Source organism: Jeotgalicoccus aerolatus (assembly GCF_014635205.1).
Taxonomy (GTDB): Bacteria; Bacillota; Bacilli; order Staphylococcales; family Salinicoccaceae; genus Jeotgalicoccus; species Jeotgalicoccus aerolatus.
Genome location: NZ_BMCN01000001.1, coordinates 951,308 through 968,507 on the forward strand (window position 1 = coordinate 951,308; position 17,200 = coordinate 968,507).

At 40.9% G+C, this 17,200-nt stretch carries 19 protein-coding genes and 1 other annotated feature; of the genes, 7 read left to right on the top strand and 12 right to left on the bottom strand.

The window, feature by feature from the left end; all coding sequences use genetic code 11:
* Positions 1 to 25: 25 nt before the first annotated feature.
* From lepB to IEU81_RS04845, 12 genes are all read right to left on the bottom strand, one after another.
* Positions 26 to 565, bottom strand: a complete 540-nt coding sequence (gene lepB / locus IEU81_RS04790) for a signal peptidase I (protein WP_373867771.1) — start codon at positions 563 to 565, stop codon at positions 26 to 28.
* 3 nt (positions 566 to 568) lie between these two features.
* Complete coding sequence (locus IEU81_RS04795) at positions 569 to 1,168, bottom strand: TVP38/TMEM64 family protein (RefSeq protein WP_231957176.1); 600 nt, start codon at positions 1,166 to 1,168, stop codon at positions 569 to 571.
* A 112-nt stretch (positions 1,169 to 1,280) separates the two neighbouring features.
* On the bottom strand, positions 1,281 to 2,069 hold the full coding sequence (trpA, locus tag IEU81_RS04800; protein WP_186090523.1) for a tryptophan synthase subunit alpha: 789 nt from the start codon (positions 2,067 to 2,069) through the stop codon (positions 1,281 to 1,283).
* A complete protein-coding gene (trpB, locus tag IEU81_RS04805; protein ID WP_186090525.1) occupies positions 2,062 to 3,270 on the bottom strand; it encodes a tryptophan synthase subunit beta in 1,209 nt (402 codons plus the stop codon). The genes trpA and trpB overlap by 8 nt, the downstream gene beginning before the upstream one ends.
* Positions 3,263 to 3,880, bottom strand: coding sequence for a phosphoribosylanthranilate isomerase (locus tag IEU81_RS04810; protein WP_186090526.1), 618 nt, complete (start codon positions 3,878 to 3,880; stop codon positions 3,263 to 3,265). Before IEU81_RS04810 ends, trpB begins: the two co-directional genes overlap by 8 nt.
* Positions 3,870 to 4,646, bottom strand: a complete 777-nt coding sequence (gene trpC, locus IEU81_RS04815) for an indole-3-glycerol phosphate synthase TrpC (protein ID WP_186090528.1) — start codon at positions 4,644 to 4,646, stop codon at positions 3,870 to 3,872. Before trpC ends, IEU81_RS04810 begins: the two co-directional genes overlap by 11 nt.
* Complete coding sequence (trpD, locus tag IEU81_RS04820; RefSeq protein WP_186090530.1) at positions 4,643 to 5,686, bottom strand: anthranilate phosphoribosyltransferase; 1,044 nt, start codon at positions 5,684 to 5,686, stop codon at positions 4,643 to 4,645. Before trpD ends, trpC begins: the two co-directional genes overlap by 4 nt.
* A 278-nt stretch (positions 5,687 to 5,964) precedes the next feature.
* Positions 5,965 to 6,139 (bottom strand) — a binding site (T-box leader).
* Between the two features lie 677 nt (positions 6,140 to 6,816).
* A complete protein-coding gene (locus IEU81_RS04825; protein WP_092597275.1) occupies positions 6,817 to 8,061 on the bottom strand; it encodes a Glu/Leu/Phe/Val family dehydrogenase in 1,245 nt (414 codons plus the stop codon).
* Positions 8,062 to 8,118: 57 nt separating this feature from the next.
* Positions 8,119 to 9,324, bottom strand: coding sequence for an ornithine--oxo-acid transaminase (locus IEU81_RS04830; protein WP_373867772.1), 1,206 nt, complete (start codon positions 9,322 to 9,324; stop codon positions 8,119 to 8,121).
* Positions 9,325 to 9,588: 264 nt separating this feature from the next.
* Positions 9,589 to 9,966, bottom strand: coding sequence for a S1 domain-containing post-transcriptional regulator Ygs (gene ygs / locus IEU81_RS04835; RefSeq protein WP_092597270.1), 378 nt, complete (start codon positions 9,964 to 9,966; stop codon positions 9,589 to 9,591).
* Positions 9,967 to 10,158: 192 nt separating this feature from the next.
* Complete coding sequence (locus IEU81_RS04840) at positions 10,159 to 10,380, bottom strand: hypothetical protein (protein ID WP_308807826.1); 222 nt, start codon at positions 10,378 to 10,380, stop codon at positions 10,159 to 10,161.
* A 144-nt stretch (positions 10,381 to 10,524) separates the two neighbouring features.
* Positions 10,525 to 11,115 (bottom strand): peptidylprolyl isomerase, encoded by a 591-nt coding sequence (locus IEU81_RS04845; protein WP_092597263.1) that lies wholly within the window; start codon positions 11,113 to 11,115, stop codon positions 10,525 to 10,527.
* Positions 11,116 to 11,321: 206 nt separating this feature from the next.
* On the opposite strand from IEU81_RS04845, the gene IEU81_RS04850 reads away from it, so the two are divergent.
* The 7 genes from IEU81_RS04850 to mnhG are packed head-to-tail and all read left to right on the top strand — an operon-like array spanning position 11,322 to position 17,166.
* Positions 11,322 to 13,721 carry a Na+/H+ antiporter subunit A gene (locus IEU81_RS04850; RefSeq protein ID WP_186090533.1) on the top strand — a complete coding sequence of 800 codons (2,400 nt, stop codon included), beginning with the start codon at positions 11,322 to 11,324 and terminating at the stop codon, positions 13,719 to 13,721.
* A complete protein-coding gene (locus IEU81_RS04855) occupies positions 13,699 to 14,172 on the top strand; it encodes a Na(+)/H(+) antiporter subunit B (RefSeq protein ID WP_231957177.1) in 474 nt (157 codons plus the stop codon). Before IEU81_RS04850 ends, IEU81_RS04855 begins: the two co-directional genes overlap by 23 nt.
* The gene (locus IEU81_RS04860) at positions 14,172 to 14,513 is read left to right on the top strand and encodes a Na(+)/H(+) antiporter subunit C (protein WP_092597254.1); all 342 of its coding nucleotides are present in this window, start codon (positions 14,172 to 14,174) and stop codon (positions 14,511 to 14,513) included. The genes IEU81_RS04855 and IEU81_RS04860 overlap by 1 nt, the downstream gene beginning before the upstream one ends.
* Positions 14,503 to 15,996 carry a Na+/H+ antiporter subunit D gene (locus tag IEU81_RS04865; RefSeq protein ID WP_092597250.1) on the top strand — a complete coding sequence of 498 codons (1,494 nt, stop codon included), beginning with the start codon at positions 14,503 to 14,505 and terminating at the stop codon, positions 15,994 to 15,996. Before IEU81_RS04860 ends, IEU81_RS04865 begins: the two co-directional genes overlap by 11 nt.
* Positions 15,997 to 16,476 carry a Na+/H+ antiporter subunit E gene (locus IEU81_RS04870; RefSeq protein ID WP_092597247.1) on the top strand — a complete coding sequence of 160 codons (480 nt, stop codon included), beginning with the start codon at positions 15,997 to 15,999 and terminating at the stop codon, positions 16,474 to 16,476.
* Positions 16,473 to 16,772: a Na(+)/H(+) antiporter subunit F1 gene (locus tag IEU81_RS04875; RefSeq protein ID WP_176760609.1), complete on the top strand. Its 300-nt coding sequence runs from the start codon at positions 16,473 to 16,475 to the stop codon at positions 16,770 to 16,772. The genes IEU81_RS04870 and IEU81_RS04875 overlap by 4 nt, the downstream gene beginning before the upstream one ends.
* Positions 16,750 to 17,166 carry a monovalent cation/H(+) antiporter subunit G gene (gene mnhG, locus IEU81_RS04880; RefSeq protein WP_092597243.1) on the top strand — a complete coding sequence of 139 codons (417 nt, stop codon included), beginning with the start codon at positions 16,750 to 16,752 and terminating at the stop codon, positions 17,164 to 17,166. The genes IEU81_RS04875 and mnhG overlap by 23 nt, the downstream gene beginning before the upstream one ends.
* Positions 17,167 to 17,200: the final 34 nt, after the last annotated feature.

The following is a 17,200-nucleotide window of genomic DNA, read 5'->3' on the forward strand; positions in this document are numbered from 1 at the left end:
ATCTCCTTTTTAATAATATTTAAAATTAAAAATCAATCGCTATTTCATTCAGCGGCCAGAATCTTAACTGAACTTCACCGATAATAGAGTCCTCTGTAATTAAACCAAAATCTCTTGAGTCCCGGCTGACCGGACGGTTATCTCCTAACACTAAATATTGACCTTCAGGGATGACGTCACCTTCCACGCCGAGTTCACTCAGCGTAAAGTTATCCATATAAGATTCACCCTGGTGTACAACATAGTCTTCCTGAAGCGGTTCACCGTTTACATATACCGTTCTGTCCACCATTTCAACAGTATCTCCCGGCACGCCGATCACACGTTTAACGTAAGCCGACTCTTCATTTGAGTTAAAGACTATAACATCATCACGTTCGACATCTGAAATATCATATATAAATTTATTTACAACGACTCTGTCGCCGTCTTCTAAAGTCGGATCCATGCTTAAGCCGTCGACTGAAAACGATACGAAGAGAAACATTCTGATTACAACAATAACCACTATCGCAATAATAATAGCAACTGCCCATTCTCGAATTTCTTTAATCAATGATGACACCTCTTATTTTTTCATTTTTCTTTCAAGGTATTTCTGATACCATTTCGACAGTAAGTATAACAGTACTAAAAACACCAGTGATAATATCATTTTTAAGGGCGAGTCAAAAAATGAAGTAATATCATAACCGACAAGTGTCATCGATAAAATCATAATAAATTTTGACGCTAATAATATATATAAGTATACATGTCTTCTTATGTTAGATAAAGCGGTGATAACATTCACAACTGAGGACGGCGTAAACGGCAGCGACAGCAGTATAAATAAAAATGTAAATCCTCTTTCATCTATAAATTTCAGCATTCTCTCAAGCTTTTCATGCTTCTCTATATATTTATGAGCAGGCTTTCTAAACAAGCTTCTGACCGTCAGAAATACAAGATAACTTCCCGCTACACTTGCGGCATAGCTGACTAAAAAGCCGACGATTACGCCGTAAGAATTAATATTTAAAATCACAATAAAGACCAGCGGTAAAATCGGTAAAAATGCTTCGGCAAAAACAAGCAGAAAGCCGACGATAAAACCTAAGTCTCCAAATCTTTGAAACAGCATTTCTATGCCCTGCTCAGTCGTTAACAATTCTATAAATTCGTTCACTAGTGTCCCCTCATTACAAAAATACTAAAAGACTATATTTGTAATATAGTCTTTTAGAATAGAATATCAAATTATTTTTATTTATTATAACACGATTAATGACGATTTATCGTTATTTAGCATGCTGAGCTGTTTTTCTCGGAATGAGTGCTTTAATTTTTTCGCTTTCATTATTATGAAAATAACTGACAATTTTTGAGCCGACAATTACGCCGTCACAAGACGCTCCAAGTGCGGCTGCCGCTTCAGCTGAAGCAATACCGAATCCTGCACATACAGGCACCCTGCTCTTACTTTTAATGCGCTTAAGATTATCAAAGACTTCCTGGCTGTAACCTGACTTGCTGCCTGTAATGCCATTAACTGTCACTGCATAAATAAACCCTTCAGCATCTTCTGCAATTTTCTCCAGTCTATCGTCAGTTGTCGTCAATGTTGCCAGTCGAATAATTGCAATTTCGGTATTTTTCAGAGCATGTTTTAACTCGTCTTCTTCTTCAAGCGGCACATCCGGAACGATCACACCGCTGACATTTGCCTCCGCACTGTCTATAGCAAACCGTTCCAGACCATAGTGGAAAACTGGATTGTAATATGTCATTAAGACATAAGGGACATGAATGTCATGTTTGATTTCTTTAAGCTTGTGCAGAATATCTTTCAGACTCGTATCTTGTTCTAAAGCACGGATTCCCGCTTCCTGGATGACAGGTCCGTCTGCAGCAGGATCGCTGAAAGGGATGCCGATTTCAATTAAATCTACACCTGCGTCCTCTAAAGTCTTAATCTGTTTTGGCAGCTGGTCCAAGCCGCCATCACCGGCCATAATATACGCGATAAATGCTTTATCATCACTGTGATTTAACGTTTCAAACATATCTTTAATACGGGCTTTAGTCATTGTTTCTCCCCTCCAGTTCTGCTTTAACAATTTCAACATCTTTGTCCCCTCTGCCTGACAGAGATACGACAATGATGTCATTTTTAGGAAGTTCGGGCGCGATTTTCATAACATAAGCGATAGCATGTGAGCTTTCAAGGGCAGGGATAATGCCTTCTGTTTTTGACAATTCTACAAAGGCTTCCAGCGCTTCTTGATCATTTGCATATTCATAACTGGCGCGCTTGGTATTAAATAAATGACTGTGTTCAGGGCCGATGCCGGGATAGTCCAGACCTGCTGAAATCGAATGCGTTCCCTGCAGCTGGCCGTTTTCATCCTGCAGCATGTGCATCTTAGCACCGTGAGCAATGCCGACCGAGCCTTTATTAATTGCTGCCGCTACTTTAGAAGTATCTATACCTTCACCAGCCGCTTCAACACCGATTAATTCAACGTCTTTATCTTCTATAAAATTATAGAACATCCCAATGGCGTTGCTGCCGCCGCCGATACATGCTACAACTTTATTTGGCAGGCGTCCTTCTTTTGATAAAATCTGTGCCTTCGCTTCGTGAGAAATAATACTCTGGAAGTCTCTGACGATTTCAGGAAATGGGTGCGGTCCGAGTGCTGATCCGATGACATAATGTGTATCTTCCATATGCTGGACCCAGTATCTCATCGCTTCGTTTACAGCATCTTTCAATGTTGCAGTCCCTTGGTCGACTTTAATGACTTCAGCACCTAAAAGCTCCATTCTAAACACATTCAATTCCTGGCGGGCGGCATCTTTACTCCCCATAAATACTTTACATTCCAGTCCAAGGAGAGCGGCAATCGTCGCTGTCGCCACACCGTGCTGGCCGGCACCTGTTTCAGCAATCACTTTCGTTTTACCCATATATTTCGTTAACAGGCCTTGCCCGATGGCATTATTGATTTTATGAGCGCCGGTATGATTTAAATCTTCACGTTTTAAATATATTTTAGCGCCGCCAAGCTTTTCACTTAAGCGTTCTGCATAATACAGCGGATTTTCACGGCCGACATATTCTTTCATCAGATAATCGAATTCCCGCTGAAATTCCGGGTCTTCTTTTGCTTTTTTATAGGCTGTTTTTAATTCTTCTAATGTAGTAATTAGTGATTCAGCAACATAAGTCCCGCCAAATTCACCATATTTACCTGTTTCATTCGGGAAATCATATGTCTTAGTCATGGGCTCCACCTCTAACATTTTTTATAAATTTGCGTATAAGTTCCTGATCTTTCTTTCCGTCTTTTTCTACTCCGCTTGACACATCAATTAGAGCCGGCGTAACATTTTTAACTGCTTTGTCTACGTTATCCGGATTTAAACCGCCAGCCAGCCCCAGTCTATTGCGGTCCAATAATTCCAGCGGGAGTTCTGACCAGTTAAACACCGTGCCGCTGCCGCCGTAATATTTCTCTCTCGGACTGTCGATCAGTATATATTCTGCTTTATAATCAAAACGTTCTTCGTATGACAGTTCTGAATTTGAAGGAAATGCTTTAATCGCTCTATTTTGATACTGTTCAACAAGAGCTTTATCCTCATCACCATGAAATTGAATATAATCAATAGCGGTCTCACTGAAGGCCCGGTCTGCTTCATCTTTAGTCGGGTTAACAAACACTCCGACCGTTTTAATGCCGCTGTCTATTAAAGCATCCGTAATCTCTCTGGCAGTACTATAATCAATTTGTCGTTTACTCGGTGCAAAGACCATTCCGATAAAATCCGGCTTTTCTGCTGCCGTCATCAATGCCTCTTCTACTGTACGTATTCCGCAGATTTTAACCTTCATTTGTGTCACCTAATTTCAGTTCTTTGATTTTCTCTTCAATGCTGTCCGACCGCATTAAGGACTCTCCGACGAGCATGCCGGATGCGCCCGCGGCTTTCATGCGCTGTGCGTCAGCTGCAGAATGTATGCCGCTTTCGGCAATAAAATGTATATCCTGACTGCCATATTTTTTAAGCAGATTTTCAGTATTGCTGATATCTACTGTAAAGGTTTTTAAGTCTCTGTTATTAATTCCTATAATTACAGGAGAAATCTTCAGCGCCCGTTTCAATTCATCTTCATTGTGAACTTCAACGATAATGTTGAGTCCAAGTGAGTCAGCATACTGATATAAATCTAGCAGTGCTGCATCATCTAAAATGGTGACAATCAGTAAAATAATATCTGCTCCGTGATTATAGGCTCGGTTAATCTGGCGTTTGTCGATAATAAAGTCTTTGTTTAAAAGCGGTACGTCAGCAATTTTTGAAATCTCTTCTAAGTCTGAAAAACTGCCTTTAAAAAAATGATGCTCGGTCAGTACGCTGATAGCATCTGCCCCGCCCTTCATATAGGCTTCCGCCTGTTTCAGCGGGTCCATTACAGCATTAATATCACCTTGCGACGGGGAGGCTCGTTTTACTTCGCCTATAAGAGCGATGCCGTCCTCGGCTTGAAGTCTGCCTTTAAAATCCTTCGGTTTTTTTCTTGTAATTAATTGTTCTTCTTTTGGATAGGCTAATAATTTTTCTTTTTTTACTGCAACGATATCATCAAGTATTGTCATTGTGCGCCCTCCTCATTATTTTTAATGACTTCGTTTAATTTGTCATAAGCATGTCCGGATTCGATGGCTTGTCTCGCCGTTTGAATGCCGGCGCCGATTGATTTCGCCTTATCTGCTATAAATAAACCGATGCCTGCATTCAGCAGCACTGTTTCTGACTGGGCGCGTGTGGCTTCGCCTTTTAAGACTGAAATCAGAATATCTTTATTTTCTTCACCGTCTCCGCCGGCGATGTCTTCAAGGTCGCAGAGTGTGAGGCCGTAGTCTGTCGGATCAATGATGACTTCTTCAATATTGCCGTTTCTTAGCAGCACGAGATGGTTTTCTCCTAATAGTGTCGCTTCATCCATATGACCCGCACCGTTCAATACAACAGCATTTTTACGGCCGAGACGCTGGAGAACTTTTGCCATTGTCAGTAATTTTGTACGGTCGTAGATGCCGAGGAATTGATAATCCAAGTCGAGCGGGCTGATACATGGTCCGATAAAATTAAACACCGTCGGCCGTTTCAAGGTCTGTCTCACTCTCATAATCTGTCCCATTTTAGGATGTACATGCGGTGCGCTTAAAAATGTAATGTTGGACTGATTGAGTTCTTTTGCTACTCGCTCAGCATCGAAGTTTAAATTCACACCGAGTGCTTGAAGCACATCTGAGCTGCCGGTTTTACTCGTAACACTTTTGTTGCCGTGTTTTGCAACTGTGACACCGGCACTCGCGAGAACAAAAGCTGAAGTCGTCGAGATATTGAAACTTCCAGAACGGTCGCCGCCGGTTCCGCAGTTGTCCATGACTTTGTCTTCCACTCCAGGAATATCTTTGGCATAAGACTTCAGCACTTCTGCAATTGCAGCAATTTCATCCACCGTTTCACCTTTATTACTGAGTGCAACGATAAAACACTGCAGCTCATGATCAGTGACTTTATCGTTTAAAACATCTGTAAAAAATTCATGCATTTCCTCGTATGATAAATCCTTATGCTCTTCTGCCTTTTCAATAGCTCTTTCTGTGATTGATTTTGTATTTACTGTCATTTTTTCTTCCTCCTATACTTAAAAATCCTCCATGACAAAAATGTCATGGAGGACGATAATATACCGCGGTACCACCTCGATCGAAGTTTTCACTTCACTCACATGCATAACGGCATTACCCGAGCAAACTTGAAAACCGGACCCCACTTCGCTGCAGAACACGCTGCCGGTTCTCACCCTGCCGGCTTTCTGTGAAACGAAAAACTGCTGCTACTATATCCATTTGCTTATATTGAATTGATATAAATAAAAAAGCTCCCCATACTTAATATAAAAATATTAAGGACGGAGAGCCGCGGTGCCACCTATATTGACCGAAAAACCGGTCCACTCATTAAAAGTTATATTGAATTAAATTTTATAAAAGAAGTCCATTCGCATATATGATCTACCGGTTCACAGCACCACCGGCTCTCTTTTAAATCAATATATGTTACTACTCTTCCTTCGAATTGATTCTAATATTAACAAGATAAAAATATAAGTGCAAGGGATAAATTTTATTTATCTGAAAATTCTTTCTAGATTAGTAGAGAGGATTTAGTGAGAGCGCTTGTGATTCAGGGGTTGCGGCCGCTTGTGATTTCCTCATGCGGTCGATAACTATTTTGCGGCCGCTTGTGATTTCCTCATGCGGTCGATAACCAGTTTGCGCCCGCTTGTGATTTCCTCATGCGGTCAATATCCAGTTTGCGGCCGCTTGTGAATCGCTCATGCGGTCGATAACTATTTTGCGGCCGCTTGTGATTTCCTCATGCGGTCGATAACTATTTTGCGGCCGCTTGTGATTTCCTTATGCGGTCGATAACCAGTTTGCGGCCGCTTGTGATTTCCTTATGCGGTCGATAACTATTTTGCGGCCGCTTGTCACCCGCTCATGCGGTCAATAACCAGTTTGCGGCCGCTTGTGATTTCCTCATGCGGTCAATAACTAGTTTGCGGCCGCTTGTGATCCTTTCATACGGTCAATATCCAGTTTGCGCCCGCTTGTCACCCGCTCATGCGGTCAATAACTAGTTTGCGGCCGCTTGTCACCCCCTCAACCGGTCACAAAAACAAAAAATCCATCCAAATCCTAAAAAACAAAAAAAGACAAAACCCCGAAAGGTTTTGTCTTTAAAATTTAAATATTATGCCCAACCGCGGTAACGTGAGCCTTCTGCTGTACGTTTAAGACCTACGATGAATGCTGCAAGTCTCATGTCGATCTGACGGTTTTCGTGCAGGTCATAAATTTCGTTAAATGCTGCAACGAGTTTTTCCTGCATTTTTTCGTTAACTTCGTCTTCAGTCCAGTAATAACCTTGGTTGTTTTGAACCCACTCAAAGTAAGATACTGTTACTCCGCCTGCTGATGCAAGTACGTCCGGAACAATCAGAACGCCTCTTTCAGTCAGAATACGTGTTGCTTCCGTAGTCGTTGGACCATTGGCCGCTTCACATAAAATCTCTGCTTTAATATCAGGCGCGTTTGCTTCAGTAATCTGGTTTTCGATTGCTGCTGGAATGATGACGTCACAATCTAATGAGAATAATTCATCATTTGATAAAACATCATCGAACAGATTCGTTACCATACCAAAACTGTCGCGTCTTTCTAATAGATAATCAATATCGAGTCCTTCCGGATCGTGGAGTGCACCGTTTGCATCTGAAATACCTACGATTTTCGCACCTTTGTCAAATAGGAATTTAGACAGGAAGCTTCCTGCGTTACCGAATCCCTGAATAACGATGCGAATTTCGTCCATCTTCATGTTGCGTTTTTTAAGTGCTTCTTCCAGACAAATAACAACACCGAGTGCTGTTGCTCTGTCGCGCCCTTCTGATCCGCCGAGTACTAACGGTTTACCAGTGATGAATCCAGGTGAGTTGAACTGGTCAATCGCACTGTACTCATCCATCATCCATGCCATAATCTGAGAGTTTGTAAATACGTCTGGTGCTGGAATATCTTTAGTTGGTCCCACAATTTGAGAAATTGCGCGAACGTAACCGCGAGATAATCTTTCTACTTCATCCATGCTCATTTCGCGGGGATCGCAAATGATCCCGCCTTTACCGCCACCGTATGGCAGGTTAACAATACCTGCTTTAAGTGTCATCCACATAGATAATGCTACAACTTCATCTTCTGAAACGCCCGGGTGGAAACGTACTCCGCCCTTAGTAGGACCGACTGCATCGTTGTGTTGTGCACGGAATCCCGTAAACACTTTAACCGAACCATCATCCATTTTTACTGGAATACGCACTTTTAATGTACGTAACGGTTCTTTGATTAACTGATACATATCGTCGTTATAACCAAGCTTTTCCAGAGCTTCTTTTATGATTTGCTGTGTAGATTGTACTAAACTAATTTCCTCTGACATTTTATCCGCCTCTTTTTGTAACTGTTTTCAACTCATATTGTATCATAAAGAAATGTTTTAGAAAGTACCTTTATCAAAAACTTTTTTTACACGCTCCAGTGCCCAGTCAATTTCTTCTTTTGTAACAATTAACGGCGGTGCAAATCTTACGACAGTACCGTGAGTTTCTTTACAGAGCACACCTTCATCTTTTAATTCTTCACAGAACTTGCGGGCGCTCTTGTTTAGCTCGAGGCCGATAAAGAGCCCTCTGCCTCGGAGGTCTACAATCGCATCATTTTTAATTTTCTTCAGTTCACTTAAGAGATATTCTCCCAGCTCCAGCGAACGCTCGGAGAGTTTCTCATCGATAATAACATCGAGTGCTGCTTCAGATACTTTTGCAGCCAGCGGATTCCCGCCAAATGTCGAACCGTGTGATCCTTCGTTAAGCACACGCATTACTTCGTCATCGCCGAGTACTACCGAAACAGGGAATACGCCGCCGCCCAGTGCCTTACCTAAAATATACATATCCGGTACAACATCGTCCCAGTCCGTTGCAAACATTTTCCCTGAACGGCCGAGCCCTGCTTGTATTTCATCCGAAATAAACAATACATTGTTGCGGTCGCAAATTTCTCTCACTTGTTTCAAATAGCCTTTTGGCGGAATATTTACGCCAGCTTCACCTTGAATCGGTTCCAGAATAACTGCTGCGGTGTTGTCATTAATCGCATCTTCTAAAGCATCCGGATCGCCGTAATCAACGATTTGGAAACCATCACCCATCGGGCCGAATCCTCTTCTGTATTCAGCTTCTGACGACATCGACATTGGGATGAGCGTTCTGCCGTGGAAATTGTTCTTCATGGCGATAACTTCAGCCTGGTTGTCCGCTACCCCTTTAACTTCATAAGCCCAGCGTCTTGCGACTTTAATAGCAGATTCGACTGCTTCTGCACCAGTATTCATTGGCAGCACTCTATTTTTACCTGAAAGTTCACTCAGTTTGTCATACCAGTCACCGAGACAGTCCACGTGAAACGAACGGGATGTCAGTGTCACTTTATCAGCCTGATCTTTAAGCGCCTGAATAATCTTCGGATGGCGGTGCCCCTGATTCACCGCAGAATACGCACTCAGCATATCCATATACTTGTTACCTTCCGGGTCTTTCACCCATACGCCTTCCGCTTCTGAAATTACGATTGGCAGCGGTTTGTATATATCCGTATCATGCTGCTCTGTCTGATTGATAATTTCTTCACTTCTCATTTCCATATCCCCCTTTAATGTTTAAAAAATGTTAAAATATACATTTATTCATGTATTCATATCCATCATGACGTGTATTCATATTATTTTCAAGATATTTATTTAAGTGCATCTCAGAGCGTCTAAACAATATTGAAAACGTATACATAAAAGCGGTTCTTTATACTTTTAAACATTGGAATTAAATGATAAAAATGAATTTATTATGAATATATATTCATTTGTAAAAATAATAAAAACCTGTGGATTTCACAGGTTTTTTTACTGGTATTATTCTTTCATACGTACTTTTGCCTCTTCTATCCAGCCCGGCATTCTTTCCGCCAATGTCTGGAAACCGTACTTTTCGGTATCTTTGATCTTCTCTAATACTGAACGCTTATCTCTTTTTTTCTCTTCGTTCTTAAAGTATTCATTTTCTTTTAATGACAAGCTGATTTTACCGTTTTCATCAATGCTGACAATTTTAGCCTTGACTATTTGGCCTTTTGATAAATATTGATTCACATCGTGAACGTAATCGTTCATCACTTCAGAAATATGGATCAGACCATCACGATTATCAGGAGTTTTGACAAAAGCACCGTACGACTGAATACCAGTAATTTTCACTTTAACGAACTGGCCGATCCGGTATTTTTTTGCCATTTTATCCCTACTTATTGACATCTATATTAAATCCATCACTATTCTAACATATAAAACAGCATTAACCAAAAAAATGAACGCAACAAAACACATATACCCAAGTCAGGGCATATGTGTTCTCACATTCATATTATGTATATCTTCAGATTGCTATGTTGTCACACAGAAAAATCGAGTGTTTATTATAGCTGATTATTTCCGTGTGACGTCATCATCATGTTCATATTCGAGTCTTTCCAGAACTTTCTCTTCGAAGTCTTTCATCTTTTCTTCTTCATTGCGCGAATATTTTTTAATAATTCTGTAAACCACAAACGCAAGTAAGATAAAGAGAAGCAACATGATTAGAGCTGGAATATATTCCGTTTTGTCTTCCGGGAAATAAAGAAACGGCATCATCTTTAAATCACTCACCTTTACACAAACAAGTATATCAGAGTGATTTATAATATATATAATATAATAATGACTAATTTGTGATACTTTTTAAAGATTTATAAAAAATAAGTCCTGACCAGTATGTGTCCCGGTCAGGACCTGCTTATATTTTAGAAACAATTATTCAGCCACTTCAATTGTTTCGATAATCACATCTTCTTTTGGCTTATCCTGTCTGCCAGTTTCAACGTCTGCAATTTTTTCAATAACATCCATGCCTTCAATAACTTGGCCAAACACTGTATGTCTCTGATCGAGCCAAGGCGTACCGCCGTTTTTCTTGTAGCTCTCAATGATTTCAGCAGGGTAGCCCGCGCCTTCTAATTGTGAAATCATATCACCTGGTACATCTTTTAATTGGACGATAAAGAACTGTGATCCGTTTGTGTTCGGACCAGCATTTGCCATAGACAGTGCGCCGTACAGGTTAAATGCATCAGTTGAGAATTCATCTTCAAATGCTTGTCCCCAAATACTCTCTCCGCCCATGCCGGTACCTGTCGGGTCTCCACCCTGGATCATGAAATCTTTAATAACTCTGTGGAAAATTAAACCATCGTAATATTTATTTTTTGCGTGAGTAACGAAGTTTTCCACTGTTTTTGGTGCGACATTGTTTAACAGCTTAACTGTAACGTCACCCATGTTAGTTTTAATTACCGCTTTTGTTTCGCCTTCTAAAACTTCTGTGCTTAATTGTGAATATGCCATAAAATAGGCCTCCTGGAAATTTTATTAATTTCATTTTTGAAGCAGTAAATTTGAAATATATATTTTATAATATATAAATCTATAACTACTGTCTTCCATATATACAGTATACGAGAATCGACAATAATTTCAAACCGTAAGCGTTTATTTACATTTAATATTAATGTATAATGATTAAATATAATAACGTTTGAGGAGGATACACTTTGACATTGATACATTTAGCAATATTTTTACCTGTGCTTGCTGCAATCGTAATTGCTGTCATATACAGGTATGTTAAAGATGTACATCTCGGTTGGTTTGTTTTACCTATCCCGACTGTGATTGTCGCATACTTATTTAGTTTGGTACCCTCTATTGCAAATAATCAGGTTTTCCATCACACCTTAAATTTGATGCCCCGAATCGGGTTGAATTTTGACGTCTACATAGATGGTTTAGGTTTATTATTCGCAATATTGATTTCCGGTATTGGTGCGCTCGTCGTGCTGTATTCAATCGGATATTTATCTAAAGATGAGAAACTTGGTAATTTTTATGTTTATCTGCTCATTTTTATGACTGCTATGCTCGGTGTCGTATTAAGCGATAATATACTTATGCTTTATTTTTTCTGGGAGCTTACTTCTATTTCCAGCTTCCTGTTAATCGCTTTCTGGTTTACTAAAGATAAATCAGTTTACGGTGCTCAAAAATCTATGCTGATCACTTTCTTCGGCGGATTTATGATGCTTGGCGGTTTCATTGTACTTTATTTAATTACAGGTAAATTCAGCATCAGAGAAATGATAGCTAACGTCGATTTAATTACTGCGAGTCCGCTCGCACCGCTTGCAGCAGTACTCGTACTGCTCGGCGCATTTACTAAATCAGCCCAGTTCCCATTCTACATCTGGCTGCCGGATGCGATGGAGGCGCCGACACCGGTCAGTGCTTATCTGCACTCGGCAACAATGGTTAAAACTGGTCTTTATCTGGTTGCAAGATTTACACCAGTATTTGCTTTTAGTGAATTATGGGTATGGCTGATTTTAATTACCGGTCTCGTTACCTTATGCTGGGCTTCATTTAATGCTGTAAAACAGGATGATTTAAAAGGCGTCCTGGCATTTTCAACTGTATCTCAGCTCGGTATGATTATGAGTCTGCTCGGTGTGGGTGCACTGGCTGTATCTAGCGGTGCCAACGAACAGATTTTTACTGTCGCAGTCGTTGCAGCAGTATTTCACATTATCAACCATGCCACATTTAAAGGTGCTCTGTTTATGATTGCGGGTATTATCGATCATGAAACCGGCACGCGCAGCATGGGGAAACTCGGCGGTCTGCTTGTACTTATGCCGATTTCGTTCACAATGACATTAATTACAGCCTTATCAATGGCAGGTATTCCTCCATTTAACGGTTTCCTGTCAAAAGAGCTTTTCTTAGAAGCAATGTTTGAAATAAGCAATGCTAACTTTAGTGCCCTGGCAGACTGGAGCATCTTGTTCCCGGTACTGGCTATTCTCGGCAGTATATTTACATTTGTTTATTCTATTAAATTAATTCACGGCATCTTCTTCGGAGATCGCACACACGACACACCGAAGGAGCCTCATGAAGCGCCGGCACTGTTACTCATATCACCAATTATTTTAACTTTGCTTGTAGTAATTTTCGGACTGTTCCCAAATATTCTGTCCGGTACAATTATCGATCCGGCAGCAATGAGTATTCTCGGAACAGATACTGCCTTGAATACTGAAATTTCTCATTGGCACGGCTTTAACAACCCTGCGCTTTGGGCTACTGTAGCAATCGTTGTGATCGGTACAGCACTTTATATTTTCAGAGCAAGCTGGATGTTTATTTACGATTATCATAAGGAACAATTTACATTAAATCACTTATACGATCAGGGCTTAATATACAGCCAGCTCGGTTCTGCCAAAGCAACTGACAGTGTCATGACCGGCTTCCTGAGAGATTACATGGTTTATATTTTCGGTTTCTTCGTAGTCATTGGTATCGTTACGACGTTCTATACTGGTCTGCCGATTACTTTTGATGACTTTGCAGATGTCGGAATACAGGACATTGCTCTCGTTATAATTATGCTTGTCTCACTTGCAGTTATTATGATGACACGCTCACGCATGGTTTCGATTATTATGCTTGGAGCGATTGGTTTTGCAATGGCTCTGTTCTTCGCATTCTTTAGAGCACCAGACCTGGCTTTAACTCAGCTGGCAATTGAAACGGTCACGACGACTTTATTCCTTGTCTGTTTCTACCATCTGCCTAAGAAATCAAAACACGAAGAAAGCATGCAGTTTAAATTTACGAACTTTATCGTGTCTGTCGGTGTTGGTGCGATTGTGATTCTGTTTGGTCTGTCAGCTTATTCCAACAGACTGTTTGAATCAATCAGTCAGTTCCATATCGATCATGTATACGATCTTGCAGCCGGCGGAAATATGGTCAACGTAATACTCGTTGACTTCCGTGGCTATGATACCTTATTTGAAACACTCGTATTCGGAATTGCCGGAATCGGCATATACGCTTTAATGAAAGCAAAAGTATCAAGAAAGGATGATGACAATGAAGAGCACGCTTAAGAGAGCTGGCTACAGTAAAGTACAGCGCCAGATGAATGATGTATTTATTCATTTCACTTCAAAAGTGATATTTCTCATCATCCTGCTGTTCTCGATCAACTTATTCATGGCGGGGCACTACACACCAGGCGGCGGATTTGTCGGCGGCCTGCTCGCTGCATCCGCGATAATTTTGCTGTTAATTGCTTTTGACTATGAAACAGTCAGAAAAATGATACCCGTAAACTTTCATTTCATTATTACTCTCGGACTGACTCTTGCAATTGTCGCACCGACTCTGCTGTTTTTCTTTGGCACACCTTTCTTTACACACCAGCACACATACATTAATGTGCCGGTATTTGGTGAGGTCGCAGTCCATACCGCAATGCTGTTCGATGCAGGTGTCTTTCTTACCGTATCTGGAACTGCATTGATGATCGTTACACTGGTAGGGGGGACGGACGAATAATGGAACTCGTTACAATTATTTTATCGGGGATTCTCATCGCCAGTGCGACCTATTTAATTCTGTCAAAAAGTGTTCTCCGCATCATTATCGGAGTGTCTATTTTATCTCACGGTGTTCACTTAATGATTCTGACAATGGGTCAGCTGAAACGCGGTAATGTGCCCGTGCTGGATGACAGTGTCAGCTCGTATTCTGACCCCCTCCCCCAGGCTTTAATTCTGACAGCAATCGTTATATCGTTTGCACTGACTGCTTACAGTCTTGTACTGCTGCTCAGAAATTATAAAGAACTGGGTACAGATAATACAGAAGATATGAAAGGAGTGCCACATGACGACTAACATATTACCTATGCTCCCGATTATTCTTCCGTTTTTAGCCGGTGTCATCATGCTGTTCTTAGGAAAACGGCCGATGCCGCACCGAATGATATCAGCTGTTACAAGTTTGATAATGGTTGGGGTCGCAGCGTTCAATGTTTATTATGTATACGTGAACGGCACCATGGTCACTTTTATCGGCAACTGGTCAGCACCGTTTGGGATTAGCGTAGTCTACGATATGGTAGCTGCATTACTGGTTTTAACGACATCAATCGTCACATTTTTTGTCGTTGTTTATTCTTTCCAGTCCATCGGTTATGAAAGAGAAAGATATTACTATTATCCAATGGTTCTGTTTATGATCACAGGAATTATCGGCGCATTTACAACTGGAGATATATTCAATATGTTCGTATTCTTTGAAGTATTCCTCCTTGCGTCTTATGTACTGATAACACTCGGCAGCAGAAAAATTCAGCTGCAGGAAGGGTTTAAATACCTGGTTGTAAACATCGTGTCATCAAACTTTTTCCTTGTTGGGCTCGCTTACTTGTACTCAGTGACAGGTTCACTCAACATGGCAGATATACACATTAAGCTGTCAAATTACGATGGAAACTTAGCAATAATGACAATCGTTGCAGTCGTCTTTCTGTTCGTCTTTGCAACAAAAGCCGGCTTATTCCCGCTTTATTTCTGGATGCCGGGTTCTTACAACGCACCGCCAATGCCGGTTATTGCACTATTTGGGGCATTATTAACTAAAGTTGGTGTATACGCTATTGCAAGAACCTACTCACTATTCTTTACTAATGATGTGGGATACACACATCAAGTGCTGCTGCTCCTCTCCTTGCTGACAATTATTGTCGGAAGTATCGGGGCTCTGGCGTATACGAATATGAAACAAATCATTATTTATAACATAATGATCGCTGTCGGCGTTATCATGGTTGGTTTTTCAATGATGGATTACGCTGGAACAGTCGGCAGTATGTATTACTTAATTCACGACATGATTATAAAAGCAGCGCTGTTCCTCTTAATTGGGTTCATAATATACCGAACAGGTAAAAACGATGCCGCAGACCTTGGCGGTCTGATCAGACAGCATCCGGTAGTCGGCTGGACATTCTTTATCGCGACGCTGTCACTGGCAGGTGTGCCGCCATTCCCAGGCTTTTTCGGTAAATTATATATCGTAGAATCAGCCTTTGATAATGGTCATGCTATTGCTGCAATCCTTGTACTGCTCTCCAGTCTGGTTGTCCTGTACAGTGTCATTAGAATTTTCATCAAAGTGTTTTGGGGTGAACCGGCACAGCCGATTGAGCTTAAAAATATTAAATCAGATAAACTGCTGTTCTCAGCAGTTGGCCTGGTGATTATATCAGCTGTTTTCGGACTGTCGGCCGACTTCCTCTTCCCAATCTTTGAAATGGCGGCAGAGTCGTTCTTCGACCCGTCATCATACTCGAACTACTTGATGGGGGTGGAGTAATTGTCATTTCAGTTATTAATTAATATTCTGCTGGCCTTCTTATGGGTATTCATGAATGCTGAGTACACAGTTGGATCTTTCGTCACAGGTTATCTCATCGGTTTAGTGGCAGTTTATATTCTTAGAAATTTCCTGCCCGGACGTTTTTATTTAAAACGTTTGTACTGGATGATTCGCCTGCTGTTCATCTTTATCAGCGAACTGGTTAAAGCGAACATAGATGTTGTAAGGATTGTAATGGCGCCTAAAATCGACATTCACCCCGGCTTCTACGCTTACCCGAATGATTTGGAAGAAGAATGGGAAGTTGCTCTTTTATCTACATTAATTACGCTGACACCGGGTACGGTTGTTGTCGCAATTTCTGAAGACTATTCAATTATTTATATTCACGGTCTCGATATGGAAGATGCCGATGAAGAGATTGAAAACATTAAAACTTCTTTTGAAAATGTTATAAAAGAGGTGGCTAAACCATGACGAACTTCGTTAATATAATCGTAATCATATGTATTATTGCATTCGCTTTTGCTATGCTCGGCATGCTATACAGAATACTTAAAGGCCCGACACTTCACGACAGAGTAATTACGCTCGATGCATTTGGCGTCACACTGATGGGAATGATCGGACTTGTGTCGATGGCACTCGATACATCATATTTACTCGTTGTCATTATGCTGATTGGTATGATCGGTTTTATCGCAACAATCGGCTTTGCGAAATTCCTGGAGAAAGGTGTGATTATTGAAAATGATAGAGATAATAACAGTTAGTCTAATCGCAATTTTCTTAATCGGCGGCGCCTTCTTCACGATTGTTGCTGCAATTGGTATTATCCGATTGCCGGATACTTATACCAGACTGCACGCCGCATCAAAAAGTTCAACACTTGGTGTCGGCCTGACTTTAATCGGGGTATTCATTTATTTTGCATACTACCATGCTGAAGTCGACACACAGCTGCTTCTTGCTGTCATCTTCATTTTCATCTCAGCACCTGTCGGTGCACATCTGATTGCGAGAAGTGCCTTTCACTCGGATGTTGAACCCTATCAGCTGACGATTTTAAATGAGCTGAAACGTGATGAAACAGGTTCTGAAGTTGAAACAGAAGAAACTGCTAGATTAAAAATCGAACGCAGTAAAAATAAAGAGCTTGATGATTAACACAAAAAAGACTCTGGAAATATTCCAGAGTCTT

Bases quoted from the DNA above. Each gene is read 5' to 3' on its own strand.
- trpC (WP_186090528.1), bottom strand. From the start codon at position 4,646: ATGACAATACTTGATGATATCGTTGCAGTAAAAAAAGAAAAATTATTA.
- IEU81_RS04810 (WP_186090526.1), bottom strand. From the start codon at position 3,880: ATGAAGGTTAAAATCTGCGGAATACGTACAGTAGAAGAGGCATTGATG.
- IEU81_RS04830 (WP_373867772.1), bottom strand. From the start codon at position 9,324: ATGGAAATGAGAAGTGAAGAAATTATCAATCAGACAGAGCAGCATGAT.
- ygs (WP_092597270.1), bottom strand. From the start codon at position 9,966: ATGGCAAAAAAATACCGGATCGGCCAGTTCGTTAAAGTGAAAATTACT.
- IEU81_RS04855 (WP_231957177.1), top strand. From the start codon at position 13,699: ATGACAATGAAGAGCACGCTTAAGAGAGCTGGCTACAGTAAAGTACAG.
- IEU81_RS04825 (WP_092597275.1), bottom strand. From the start codon at position 8,061: ATGTCAGAGGAAATTAGTTTAGTACAATCTACACAGCAAATCATAAAA.
- IEU81_RS04845 (WP_092597263.1), bottom strand. From the start codon at position 11,115: ATGGCATATTCACAATTAAGCACAGAAGTTTTAGAAGGCGAAACAAAA.
- IEU81_RS04860 (WP_092597254.1), top strand. From the start codon at position 14,172: ATGGAACTCGTTACAATTATTTTATCGGGGATTCTCATCGCCAGTGCG.
- trpD (WP_186090530.1), bottom strand. From the start codon at position 5,686: ATGACAGTAAATACAAAATCAATCACAGAAAGAGCTATTGAAAAGGCA.
- trpA (WP_186090523.1), bottom strand. From the start codon at position 2,069: ATGACTAAAGCCCGTATTAAAGATATGTTTGAAACGTTAAATCACAGT.
- IEU81_RS04865 (WP_092597250.1), top strand. From the start codon at position 14,503: ATGACGACTAACATATTACCTATGCTCCCGATTATTCTTCCGTTTTTA.
- mnhG (WP_092597243.1), top strand. From the start codon at position 16,750: ATGATAGAGATAATAACAGTTAGTCTAATCGCAATTTTCTTAATCGGC.
- IEU81_RS04875 (WP_176760609.1), top strand. From the start codon at position 16,473: ATGACGAACTTCGTTAATATAATCGTAATCATATGTATTATTGCATTC.
- trpB (WP_186090525.1), bottom strand. From the start codon at position 3,270: ATGACTAAGACATATGATTTCCCGAATGAAACAGGTAAATATGGTGAA.